This is a genomic window from Sphingomonas sp. BK069 (assembly GCF_014193405.1).
Classification (GTDB): domain Bacteria; phylum Pseudomonadota; class Alphaproteobacteria; order Sphingomonadales; family Sphingomonadaceae; genus Sphingomonas.
On record NZ_JACHZH010000006.1, the window covers coordinates 132,456 to 144,842 of the forward strand.

The 12,387-nt window shown below is 68.9% G+C and carries 9 protein-coding genes; 3 read left to right on the forward strand and 6 right to left on the reverse strand.

Annotated features, from left to right (window positions below):
• Positions 1–258: 258 nt before the first annotated feature.
• The gene (locus FHY02_RS17580; protein ID WP_183924630.1) at positions 259–1,017 is read right to left on the reverse strand and encodes an arginyltransferase; all 759 of its coding nucleotides are present in this window, start codon (positions 1,015–1,017) and stop codon (positions 259–261) included.
• Positions 1,018–1,150: 133 nt separating this feature from the next.
• The gene (locus tag FHY02_RS17585) at positions 1,151–2,392 is read right to left on the reverse strand and encodes a threonine ammonia-lyase (protein WP_183924632.1); all 1,242 of its coding nucleotides are present in this window, start codon (positions 2,390–2,392) and stop codon (positions 1,151–1,153) included.
• Between the two features lie 65 nt (positions 2,393–2,457).
• Between FHY02_RS17585 and FHY02_RS17590 the strand changes: the two genes are divergently transcribed.
• Positions 2,458–2,784 (forward strand): hypothetical protein, encoded by a 327-nt coding sequence (locus tag FHY02_RS17590; protein WP_183924634.1) that lies wholly within the window; start codon positions 2,458–2,460, stop codon positions 2,782–2,784.
• Between the two features lie 185 nt (positions 2,785–2,969).
• Here FHY02_RS17590 and FHY02_RS17595 read toward each other — a convergent pair whose 3' ends face one another.
• Positions 2,970–3,677, reverse strand: a complete 708-nt coding sequence (locus FHY02_RS17595; RefSeq protein WP_183924636.1) for a DUF4163 domain-containing protein — start codon at positions 3,675–3,677, stop codon at positions 2,970–2,972.
• A 42-nt stretch (positions 3,678–3,719) separates the two neighbouring features.
• Here FHY02_RS17595 and FHY02_RS17600 point away from each other — a divergent pair, with 42 nt between their 5' ends.
• Positions 3,720–5,402: an amidohydrolase gene (locus FHY02_RS17600; protein ID WP_183924638.1), complete on the forward strand. Its 1,683-nt coding sequence runs from the start codon at positions 3,720–3,722 to the stop codon at positions 5,400–5,402.
• Positions 5,403–5,672: 270 nt separating this feature from the next.
• Here FHY02_RS17600 and FHY02_RS17605 read toward each other — a convergent pair whose 3' ends face one another.
• Positions 5,673–5,942, reverse strand: coding sequence for a hypothetical protein (locus FHY02_RS17605; protein WP_183924640.1), 270 nt, complete (start codon positions 5,940–5,942; stop codon positions 5,673–5,675).
• A gap of 220 nt (positions 5,943–6,162) precedes the next feature.
• On the opposite strand from FHY02_RS17605, the gene FHY02_RS17610 reads away from it, so the two are divergent.
• On the forward strand, positions 6,163–9,096 hold the full coding sequence (locus FHY02_RS17610) for a TonB-dependent receptor (RefSeq protein ID WP_260172969.1): 2,934 nt from the start codon (positions 6,163–6,165) through the stop codon (positions 9,094–9,096).
• 151 nt (positions 9,097–9,247) lie between these two features.
• On the opposite strand, the gene FHY02_RS17615 is transcribed toward FHY02_RS17610, so the two are convergent.
• Together FHY02_RS17615 and FHY02_RS17620 are read right to left on the reverse strand one after the other, a co-directional pair.
• Positions 9,248–11,983, reverse strand: a complete 2,736-nt coding sequence (locus tag FHY02_RS17615) for a TonB-dependent receptor (RefSeq protein WP_183924642.1) — start codon at positions 11,981–11,983, stop codon at positions 9,248–9,250.
• Between the two features lie 215 nt (positions 11,984–12,198).
• Positions 12,199–12,363 carry a hypothetical protein gene (locus FHY02_RS17620; protein ID WP_183924644.1) on the reverse strand — a complete coding sequence of 55 codons (165 nt, stop codon included), beginning with the start codon at positions 12,361–12,363 and terminating at the stop codon, positions 12,199–12,201.
• Positions 12,364–12,387 lie beyond the last annotated feature (24 nt).

The following is a 12,387-nucleotide window of genomic DNA, read 5'->3' on the forward strand; positions in this document are numbered from 1 at the left end:
TGCGCAAGCGAGATCCTTGCAAGAACCCTCCGTCATCCCGGACTTGGTCCGGGATCCACCGTGCCGCACACTCATGTCGCGTTATTCTTGCGGAGGAGTGGATCCCGGACCAAGTCCGGGGTGACGGGAAGGGGGAGCCGCCTCTGCGACAATGAGCATACTGGGTTCTGAGCCGCGGTGCGAATCCTGAGACGACCTCAGAATGACGCCAGTGGACGGGGGCAGGCGTGCCGAGCGACCACACCGCTCCCCGATCCCTCACACCCGGAACGCGGCGCTCTCTTCCTCCGGCATCAGCGTCCAGCCGCGCGGACCGAGCATCTCGAGCGGGCGATAGCGCGTCTTGTACGCCATCCGCGCCGAGCCCTTCACCCAGTAACCGAGATACACGTAGGGCAGCCCGGCCTCGCGCGCACGCGCGATGTGATCGAGGATGATCAGGTTACCGAGCCCCGGCCGCGCATCCTGCTCGGTGGCGAAGAAGCTGTAGACCATCGACAGGCCGTCGGTCTGGCGATCGGTGAGACAGGCGCCGACCAGCCGACCGGGGCGGTCGCCGACCGCGGGCTCGCGATATTCCACCACCACCGAGTTGACCGGCGACTGCTCGACCATGTCGGCATAGTCCATCTCGTCCATCCCGATCATCCCGCCGCCGGGATGACGCGCCGCGAGATACTGGCGCAGCAGCTGATATTGCTCGTCGGTCGCCCAGGGGCGGCACGCGCTCACCTCGAGATCGGCGTGGCGGCGCATCAGCTTGCGCTGGCTCGCGTTGGGCTCGAACTGGTGCGTGAGCACGCGCACCGACACGCAGGCGGCGCAACCCGCGCAGCTCGGCCGATAGGCGACCGACTGGCTGCGGCGGAAACCGATGCGACCGAGCGCGTCGTTGAGCTCGCCCGCGTTGGGGCCGCTCAGCTCGGTGAAGACCTTCCGCTCCTGCCGGCCGGGCAGATACGGGCACGGCTGCGGGCTGGTGACGAAGAAGCGGGGGAATCGAAATGGCGCGGTCACCGCCTTCAGCCTCCTCTTCGACTCCGCCCCGGTGCGTGATCTCCCATATGTAGGGTCGCGCCGATGGTGAAAAGTGGATTCACCAAGATTTCCACGCCATTGCCCCGCTCAATTCGGTTCAGGCGAGATCGACTCAGGCGAGGTCGACGGGGCGCACCTCATAGCCGGCCTCGCGCAGCGCGACGATCAGCCGGTCGAGATGCGCGCGGTCGCGCGCCTCGCATTCGATGTCGGTGATCAGGCCCTTCGCGGGCAGCGTCGTGAACACGCGCTGGTGATAGATCTCGATGATATTGACCCGCTCGCGATCGAACACGCGCATCACGCCGTACAGCGCGCCGGGCTGGTCCTGCAGCTGGAGCCGCAGCCGCGCCAGCCGGCCCGAGCGCGCGAGGTCGCGCAGCAGCACGTTGGCGAGCAGCCGCGTATCGATGTTGCCGCCGCACAGCACGACACCCACGGTGCGCCCGCGGAAGCGCTCGGGATGCGCCAGCAAGGCGGCGAGCCCGGCCGCACCCGCGCCCTCCACGACGGTCTTCTCGATCTGGAGCAGCAGGCTCACCGACTCCTCCAGGCTGCGCTCCGAGACGAGCACGATCTCGTCGACCAGCCGCGCCACCATCTGCGCGGTGATGCCGCCCGGTTCCTTGACCGCGATGCCCTCCGCCAGCGTGTCGCCGGCGCAGGTGAGCTGGGTGGCGTTGATGCGGTTGTACATCGAGGGGTAGAGCTCGGCCTGCACGCCAACCACCTCGATCGGGCGCGCCGCCGCGCGCGCCACGGTCGCCATGCCCGAGATCAGCCCGCCGCCGCCGATCGGCACCACCAACGTATCGATGTCGGGGTGATCCTCGAGCATCTCGACTGCCACCGTGCCCTGGCCGGCGATGATCCGCGGATCGTCGAACGGATGGACGAAGGTGAAGCCGCGCTCGGACTCGAGCAGCCGCGCGTGCGCGTAGGCGGCGTCGAACGTGTCGCCTTCCAGGATCACGTCGGCACGGTGCGCCTGCGTCTGGGTGACCTTCACCGTCGGCGTGTTGCGCGGCATCACGATGGTCGCGGGCACGCCGAGCCGGTTGGCGTGATAGGCGAGCCCCTGCGCGTGATTGCCCGCCGAGGCCGCGATCACGCCCTTGGCCCGCGCTTCGTCGGGCAGCTGGAGCAAGGTGTTGAGCGCGCCGCGCTCCTTGTAGGCCGCGGTGAACTGGAGGTTCTCGAACTTGAGATAGACGGTCGCGCCGGTCAGCTCGGAGAGCGTGCGGCTGATCAGCGTCGGCGTGCGCACGATCGAGGGCGCGATGCGCGCGTGCGCGACGCGGACGTCGTCGATCGAGACGGGCAGGGCGGGATCGGACACGGGAAGGCTGGCCATCGCGCCGTGCTAGCCGATGATCGGGGAGAGAGGAACACCCCCGCGCCGACGCGCATTGGTCATCGGTGCAGCGCTACTTCTTCTCGCTCCGGATCGCGCTGCTGGTGATCGTCGCCGGCGTAGCGGTGAGCGCGATCGACCTGGCCACCCGCGGCTTCGTGGTGGTGTACGATCCGCGTGCGCTGATCGCGGGAGCGGTACTGGAGGACGGGCTCGGCGCGAGACGCCGGCCGCTGCGCGCGTTCGCCCGCGATTATTGGGCGACGCGCCCGGCGTTCGACGGCCAGGTGCGGCTGCTGTGCCGCAGCGGTCGCGAGGTGCTGCGCGGCGACGTCAGGCCGGGCGAGCAGACGAGCTACACCGTGTCGGCGGAGGACTGCCGACGGGGGTGACGGGCGCGATGTATACGCTGCTCGGGCGGTCTGCCCTCTTCGCCGTGCATTTCGCGGAGGCGGGGATCCAGACACGCGGACGTGGCGACTCCAGTATCGGCGCCAGCGCGACTGGATACCCGCCTTCGCGGGTATGACGAAGGAGAAGTAAGGAGAGGCTTGATCGCGGCCCGAGCGCCCCGGTCTCACCGTCCGACGCGAAACACCTCCTGCCAGGCGGGTCGCACCGCGGTTAGCAGCTCGGGCGTTACCGGCACGGTCATCTCGTACATCCCCTCGGCGTAGGCGCCCGCGACATATTGCCCGGCGATCAGCCCGACGCGGTCGATCGCGCGCCGGTCGCTCGAGCCGAGCAGCAGCGTCAGCTCGGCCACCTTCGGGCAGGGGAAGACGGGATCGTCCACCTCGTCCGCCTGCAGCCGGCGTGCGCGCTCGCGTGACAGCCAGACGCACCAGCGCGCGCCGAGCACGCGTTGCAGCGCCTCCGCCGACACGAACAACGCGCGCGGGTCCAGCCGCCGCGACCGCGCCTTGTCCCACACCAGCGACTCGATCGCGGTGCCGCCGTGCGCCCCGCCGGTGTAGCGATAGGTCTCGGCGGAGAGGCTGAGCAGGAACGGCGTCTCGGTCACCACCTTCCACGTCCGCGTGGCCTCGTGCTGGTGGAACGGGTAACCGTCCTTTGCCGCCTCGACCCGATCCGCCGCCGCCTCTGTCGCCACCGTCCGCCGGAAGCGCGCGCGGTCCCGGTCGAGCCACTGGCGCAAGCCGGGCGGACGCGTCGCGGCAGACGGCGCAACATAAGCGAAGGTGTAATCGGCCGTCTTCTCCGCCACCGCGGGTGCGCCCAGCAGCGCCGCGCCGATCGCGAACCCCCTCCACACCCGATGCATCGCACCCTCGCCAAAGACCGCGCGCGATCATATGGCGATCGCATGAACCGCCGCTTGCTCCCGCGCCTGCTCGGCGCCGCCGTCGCGTTGCCCTCGCTCGCCGCGGCGGGGCAGGCCGCGGCTGACGCGCTGATCGACAATGTCACCGGCCTCACGCTCGATCGCGACCAGCGCGTCGTCCGCTTCAAGGCGATGGTGATCGACGCGCAGGGCAAGGTGGTCCGGCTGATCGCACCCGACGAGCAGCCGCCCAAGCCGACCAAGAAGAACCCCGGCCCGCGCTACGACTGGCGCGCCGACATGAAGGGGCGCGTGCTCGTCCCCGGCATGATCGACGCGCACGGCCATGTTGTCCAGCTCGGCATCGCCGCGCTGACGCTCGACCTCTCCGACACGCGCACGCTCGAGGACGCCAAGGCCAAGATCGCCGCCTATGCGCGCGAGAATCCGGAGCGGCCGTGGATCGTCGGGCGCGGCTGGAACCAGGAAGTGTGGGGGCTCGGCCGCTTCCCCACCGCCGCCGACCTTGACGCCGCGGTGGTCGACCGCCCCGTGGTAATGACGCGCGCCGACGGTCACGCGGTATGGGCCAACTCGGCCGCGCTCAAGGCCGCCGGCGTCACCGCGACGACGCCCAACCCGGCGGGCGGCCGGATCGAGAAGCCGCTCGGCACACTGGTCGATCGCGCCACCGACCTGATGGAGAAGGTGATCCCGAAGGTCAGCCCGAAGGACCGCACCGCCGCCTTTCTCAAGGCGCAGCAGATCCTGCTCGGCTACGGCGTCACCGCGATCGCGGACATGGGGACCAGCCTCGACGACTGGATGACCTATCGTCGCATGGGCGACACCGGCGCGCTGCGCGTGCGGATCATGTCCTACGCGCTCGGCATCGACACCGCCGTGACGATCGGCGGCACCGGGCCGACGCCGTGGCTGTACGACGACCGGCTGCGGCTGGAGGGGGTCAAGCTCTACGCCGACGGCGCGCTCGGCTCGCGCGGCGCGTGGCTCAAGGCCGATTACGCCGACGCGCCGGGCCAGCGCGGGCTCGCTTTCCTCAGCGACGACCAGTTGCAGAACATCATGAGCCGCGCCGCGATGGACCGCTATCAGGTCGCGGTGCACGCCATCGGCGACCGCGCCGACTCGCAGGTGATCGACTCGATCGCCGAGCTGTCGCAGACCTATAAAGGTGACCGGCGCTGGCGGATCGAGCATGCGCAGGTGGTCGACCCCGCCGATTTCAAGTCGTTCGGCCGCTACGGCATCATCGCCTCGATGCAGCCGACGCATCAGACCAGTGACCGGCTGATGGCAGAGGCACGGCTCGGGCCGGCGCGGCTGGCGGGCGCCTATGCGTGGAAGTCGTTGCTCGACAGCGGTGCCAAGCTGGCGTTCGGCTCTGACGTGCCGGTCGAGCGCCCCGATCCCTGGGCGGGCTGGGCGGCGGCGTTCACGCGCACCGACGCGAACGGTGAGCCCGCCGGCGGCTGGCATCCCGAGCAGGCGGTGACGCGCGAGCAGGCGTGGTGGGCCTATACCGGCGGCGCGAGCTATGCCGGCTTCGCGGAGGATCGCTTCGGCGTGCTGGCACCGGGCCAGCGCGCCGACTTCCTGATCCTCGACCGCGACCCGATGCTCGCGGGCGCGTCGGAGCTCCGCCAGACCAAGGTGCTGGAGACGTGGATCGGCGGCCAGCGCGCGTGGGAGGCGGGAAAGTAGGGAGGCGGGGAGGTCGGATAACCGGAACCCTCATCCTCCCCTGGAAGGGAAGGTGGCGCGCGCGGCGCGACGGAGGGGTGTCGCCACGCGTGAGTTCAGCGACACTCGCCGCCCGGGTCACCCCTCCGTCAGCCCTGCGGGCTGCCACCTCCCCTTGCAGGGGAGGATCTGAGGGCATCGCCGATCCCGGTCAGCGACGCTGGCTTCCGCTCAGCCACTGACCGCTCCGATGCCGCGACAGGCGAGTAACCGCCAGCCCGCCTCTTCCCCTCACTTCGTGCCCGACATCGTGCCGTTCGACAGGTCGCCGAGCGTGTCGCTGTTCTCCATCATCATGCCGTTGCCGCTCATGGCATTGTCCGTCGCCATCACGTCGCCCGCCGCGCCCGAGGCTGTGAGGCCGTTGGCCTGGCTCTCGTTGGCGACGACATTGTTGTTCTCGTCGACCGTGATCGTCTGGTCGCCCTTGCCGCAGGCGCCGAGCGCGAGCGCGAGCGGGAGGGCGGCGAGGAAGGCGGCGCGGGGCAGGGCACGGGTCATGTCAGTCTCCGTCGGCTGAAGCGCGCCAACGTCGCGCCGGCCGCGCTCGTTCCCTCGCTGACGCCGCCGAAGCCGCTGTGTCCGACGCGCCACAGCCCGCCCCGAGGCGGCTGAATACGTATGTGGCTTTCTTGTGACGCGGTCCGGGGCGGGCCTAATCGGCGGCATCAGCCCAGGCACGGTCGCACCAACGCGGCCGCCGGGACAGGGGAGGATCATCTTGGACCGCTCGTCATCCATATCGTCGGCGCGCACGCGCCTCGTCTCGCACGGCAGCGCCAGCGCGCTCGCCGCGGCGCTGCTGCTCGTGGCTGCGGCCGCACAGGCGCAGGAGGCGCCGCCGCAGGCGAACGCGCCGACCGCTAACCCGACCGCCAAGGCGACGGTCGACCAGCCCGCGCCGCCGGCCGATCCCACGCCCGACGCCAATGCCAACCCCGATCCCACCGCGACCGACGCGGGCGCGGACGAGATCGTCGTCACCGGTATCCGCGCCAGCCTCGCCAAGTCGGCCGAGATCAAGCGCAACTCGACCATCATCGTCGACTCGGTCTCGGCCGAGGACATCGGCAAGCTGCCCGACGTGTCGGTCGCCGACTCGCTCGCGCGCCTGCCCGGCGTCACCGCGCAGCGCGTCGAGGGCCGCGACCAGAGCCTGTCGATCCGCGGCCTCGGCCCCGATTTCTCCACCACCCTGCTCAACGGGCGCGAGCAGGTCACCACCGGCGACAACCGCGGTGTCGAGTTCGACCAATATCCCTCGGAGTTCTTCAGCAACGTCAACGTCTACAAGTCGGCCGACGCGTCGCTGATCGCGGCCGGCGTGTCGGGCACGGTGGACCTGCGCATGCTGCGCCCGCTCGACCAGAAGGAGCGGCTGTTCGTCGTCTCGGCGCGCGGGCAGATGAACGGCATCGGCAAGCGCAACCCGGACGGCCAGCGCTACGGCTATCGCGCCACCGCCACCTTCGTCGACAAGTTCGCGGGTGACACGCTCGGCATCTCGATCGGCCTCGCCGCGCAGGAATCGCCGACCAACTACGACAAATACGAGGCCTGGGGCTATCCGGGGCTCAACGACCGCAACGTCAACTGCAACGCGGCGGGCGGCAACCCGTGCCTGCTCGGCGGCGCCAAGCCCTATGTCCAGTCGAACCTGCTCAAGCGCTACGGCGGCGTCGGCACGATCGAGTGGCAGCCGAGCGACTCGTTCCACTCGACCTTCGACGCGCTGTACACGCACTTCGAGGAGACGCAGCACCTGCGCGGGATCGAGTTCCCGCTGGGGTATAACGTCGCGCCCAACCCCGGCTCGGTGACGGTGCAGGACGGCTACGTCCAGAGCGCGACCTTCTCGCCGCAATACACCGTGCAGCGCAATGACCTCAACGAGCGCCGCGCCGACATGTACTCGTTCGGCTGGAACAACGACCTCAAGCTGTCGGACTCGATCCACCTCAACGTCGACGCGAGCTGGTCGCACGCCAATCGCCAGGACGAGCTGATCGAGACCTATTCGGGCACCGGCTATGGCGGCACCGGGCAGCGCGACACGATCACGATCACGCGCCAGAACAGCGGCATCTACTCGATCGTGCCGACGCTCGACTATACCAACACCGACGTGATCCGCATCACCGACCCGGGCGGCTGGGGCTATAACGGCACCAACGCGGTGGTGCAGGCGGGCTTCCAGAACCGGCCCAAATTCAGCGACGACCTCAAGTCGCTGCGCGCCAGCCTGGCCGGCGACTTCGCCGACCTGGGCGTGATCCGCGGCTGGGAGGTCGGCGCCAATTACTCGCAGCGCGAGAAGAAGGCGCAGTACACGTCGTATTTCTACTGCCCGTCGGGCACCGGCAGCAACTGCACGGTGGCGAGCGGCACCACCACCTCGATCGCGGTGCCGAGCGAGGTGGTGCTCGACCCGGTCTCGCTCGGCTTCATCGGCGTGCCCAACATCCTCGCGCTCGACTCGCGCGGCGTGCTCGACCTGCTTACCCCGGTGTTCGACAACCGCCCCGAGAGCCTCGCCAAGGTCTGGGGCGTGAAGGAGAAGGTGGCGACCGGCTACGCCAAATTGGTGTTCGACGGCACCGCCGGCGGCAAGGCGATGAAGGGCTCGCTCGGCGTCCAGGTGGTGCACACCGACCAGAGCTCGGACGGCCGCATCGCCGGCCTCAACGCCGGCGCGGTGACGCTGTCCGAGGTGTCGGGCGGCGCGAAATACACCAACGTGCTGCCGAGCGCGACGCTGTCGGTGGAGCTGATCCCGAGCGGCTTCGTCAAGATGGGCGCGTCGCAGACGATGGTGCGCCCGCGGCTCGACCAGGAGCGGATCTCGCAGAACGTCGCGATCACGCCGGGCAATGTCGGGCGCGGCTCGGACCCGCTCAACAGCCCCTTCTCGTCGGACGGCGGCAACTTCCAGCTGCGCCCGTACAAATCGACCAACATCGACATGTCGTTCGAGAAGTATTTCCCTGGCGGCGGCTATGTCGCGCTGACCGGCTATTACAAGCGGCTGACCGACTATGTCGATCCGAACAACAACGTGCTGTACGATTTCTCGCCGCTGCTCAGCTCGCTGACCCCCGAGCAGCAGGCGATCGTGCGCGCGCAGAACGCGCAGAACGGCCTGTTCAAGCTGCCGGCCAACTCGGGCCGCGGCGAGATCCTCGGCGCCGAGGCGACGCTGTCGCTGCCGCTGCGCATGCTGACCCGCTCGCTCGACGGCTTCGGCCTGTTCGGCAGCGGCAGCTACACCAGCTCGGCGGTGCGCTACGACAGCGCGCCGGCGGACACGCAGACGGTGCCGGGCCTGTCGAAGTGGGTGCTCAACGGCACCGCCTACTTCGAGAAATGGGGCTTCCAGGCGCGCACGACCTACCGCTATCGCTCGAGCTTCCTCGCCGAGGTGCGCGGCCTGTCGGCGACGCCGGAGCTGAACACCGCCAAGGCGGAGGGCATCCTCGACGCCCAGATCGGCTATGAATTCCAGAGCGGTCCGCTCCAGGGGCTGGCCATCTTGGCGCAGGCGAAGAACCTGACCGATCAGGCCTTCTACCAGTACACCAACGGCGACCCGCGCCAGGTGCGGCGTTACCAGCGCTATGGCACCGATTATTATGTCGGGCTGACGTATCGGTTCTGACCCAAGATCCTCCCCGGCACGGGGAGGGGGACCGCCCGGCAAAGCCGGGTGTTGGAGGGGGCTCTCCACTCGGCGCAGCGCCTGCGGACACCCCCCTCCACCGCCGCTTCGCGACGGTCCCCCTCCCCGCGAGCGGGGAGGAGCTTGAGGCTCAGAACTCCGCGCGCGCGCCGAACAGGATCGTGCGCCCGTAGTAATTGACCTCGCCGAAGCGCAGCTCCTTGTCATTGTACGTGTTCTGCCGCGCGCCGGCGAGGTTGATCCCCTCCAGGCTGAGCGTCAGCTGCGGGGTCACCTTGATCGAGAAGTTGCCGTCGAGCGAACCGAACGCCGCGACATAGCTCGGCGCCTGTACCGTGCTGCCGGTGCCGTTGAGATAGCGGTCGCGCCACACGTAGGAGAGCCGGGTCGACACCGGCCCCATGTCGTAGAAGCCGACCAGGTTGAAGCTGTTCTTCGACAGGCCGATCAGCTGGTCGCGGATCTCACGGTCGCCCGCCTTATAGTCCGCCTGCACCGAGGTGTGCGTGTACGAGGCCTGCGCGCCCAGCCCGTCGAGCGGCTTGGGCAGGAAGCTGAACACCTGGCTGTAGGCGAACTCGGCGCCATAGACCTTGGCGTCGCCGCCGTTGATCTGCGTCGACAGACGGACGTTGCCGCGGCCGGGGATCGTGATGTCGACGTTGTTCTGCGTGATGTAATTGTCCAGCGCCTTGTAGAAGAGCGCCCCCGACAGCAGCCCCGACGGCCCGAAATACCATTCGAGCGAGCCGTCGAACTGCGTCGCGAGGAACGGGACGAGCTGCGGGTTGCCACCGCTCGCGGTCGCCGCGTCGGTTGAGACGGTGATGCGGGGCGCGACGTCGGTGACGTTGGGGCGCGTCAGCACGCGGCTGGCGGCGAGGCGGCCGACCAGCTTGGTGGTGAGATCGGCGCGCAGGTTAAAGCTGGGCAGCCAGTTGTTGAAGGTCTTCGGGAAGCTCGCCGCCTGCGCGATGGACGTTCCATCCGGGATTGGTTTACCGTTTTTGTCCGTCTGGTTCTTGGCGGGAACGATGAGCGTGCCGCTCGCGACCTGGTCGGTATGAACGTAGCGCACGCCGACATTGCCGCTCACTGCCACCGCGCCGACCGGGAACTGATAGTCGGCGCGGACATAGCCGCCCGCGATCCGCTCGGTGACCGTGAAGCTGGAGCGCTGGTCGGCGAGCGACAGCGGCGCATTCTCCACCGCGGGCGTGAAGAAGGCGTCGAGATAGGCGCTCGTCACGGGCACGAGGAAGGCGCGCGGCGTGTTGCCGGGAACGCCCTTGAGGAAGTCGTCGAACGGCAGCTGCTCGTAGGCGCCGGTGCCGAGCACGCTCAGCGGCGTGCCGGCGGGCGGGTTGACCAGGAAGTCGCGGCGGAAATAGTCGCGCCGGCGCCGGTGATATTCGCCGCCCGCGGCCAGCTTGGAGAGGAAGCCGTCCAGGTCGCGCGCGACGTCGGCGCGCGTGTAGAGATCCCAGTCCTTGCTGTCCTTTGGCGCGATGTTGAAAGTGTAGAGGCTGTAGTTCGCCGGGTCGGTGGCGTCGACCGGCGTGGTGAGCGTCGGCAGCACCTTGTAGCCGCCGGTGGCGTCATAGCTGAGCGGCGCGATGAAGATCGCGCGGCTGCGCACCGTGCCCGCGCGATAGTCGGGGTGGTAGCTGTGCGCCGCCGACCAGTTGACGTCGGCCGAGAGGTGCCAGCGCTCCGGGTTCCAGCGCTGCTTGAGCCCGACCGTCAGCAAATCGTGGCGATTGAGGCTATATTCGCGCGACGCCATGAAGCGGACGTCGTTGATCGTCGCCTTGGTGATCGTGTCGCCGTCCGCGACGACCGAGCCCGGCACGATCGACGACCCCAAAGGATTGTAGGTGCCCTTGCCGTCGTCCGGATAGATGTCGAGGCCGAACTCGTCATAGGCGACGTCAAGCCGGGTCGCGACGACGTCCAGGGTGGTCTCCAGCTCGGCCGTCGGGTGCCACTGCGCCGAGATCATTCCCGATACGCGCTCGCGATCCTCAGTCTCCACGGTCGGTCGCGTGCGCGTCGGTGAGTAGAGGCCTTTGGGCAGGCCTCCGGCCGCGGTGGTGGCATAGCGGTCTGCGATCCAGCCAAACCCCATGAACCGATCGTTGCGAACCGACTTGGCCCAATATTGCGCGCCCGCGAGCAGGCCGAAGGTGCCGTCGTCGGTGACGGCGCTGGTCAGTAGCGTGGCGTTGGGACGCACCTTGTCGGTCTGCGTCGTGTAGGTGCCGCGCAGGTTGAGCGTGGTCTTGTTGCCCACCTCGAGCGCCCGGAAGGTGGTGACGTCGATGTTGCCGCCCAGCGCGCCCTCGCTCATGTCGGCGGTGGGCGTCTTCACCACGTCGATGCGCGAGGTGAACTCGGCTGGCAGCATCTCGAATCGGAACTGGCGGCCGTTGGCGCCGCCGTTCTCGATCAGGTCGTTGAGCGCGATGGTGCGGCCGTTCATCAGCGTGTTCTGGAACTGCGGCCCGAGCCCACGGACGCTGACGTACAGCCCCTCGCCGCGGGGGCGGGTGATCGCGACGCCCGGGATCAGCTGGAGCGCCTCGGCGACGTTCTGCGTCGGAAATTTGCCGATGTCGGTCGAGCTGATCGAGTCGACGCCGTACGCGGCGCGACGCTTGGTCTCGACCGCGGCGTCGATGCTGCGCGCGTAGGTGCCATTGACGACGATATCTTCGCCGGGCTGGTCGGTTGCCGCGGCGGCTGAGTCGCTCGCCTGCGTGGCGGGACCGGCAGGCGTGCCACCCTGTGCGTGCGCGGTCGCGGTCAGCGCGGCGATGGTGACGAGCGCGGCCGACGCCCGCAGCAGGCCGACATACGATACCATGATCTATTACCCCCAAAGCGGCATGAGTGCCGTCTCGGCGCGGGCCGCTAGGGGGGCTCGATGTAAACGTCGCGACGTTTTCGCGACGTTTTCGTTACGACCGCGTACTTTCCGGCGCGATATCGCTACTTCGGGTAGCTCGGTGCACCGGGAGGCGCGGTCCCGCTTCTGCTCGCGCTAGCGCAGGAACACGGCGGGTAGGTCGAGGTGATCGGCTAGCGGTCGCGCCACCAGACCCACAGAGCGATCGCCACCCCCAGCGTCAGGCCGACGAGGAAGCCGATCGTCGGCTCGCCGGCCATCAGACCGAGGATCGTGCCGCCGAGGATCAGGGCGGCGATGGGGAAGCCGCCGGCGAGCGGGGAGCGGGAAGGAGGCATCGGGGCGCTCTGCCACGCCGCCGC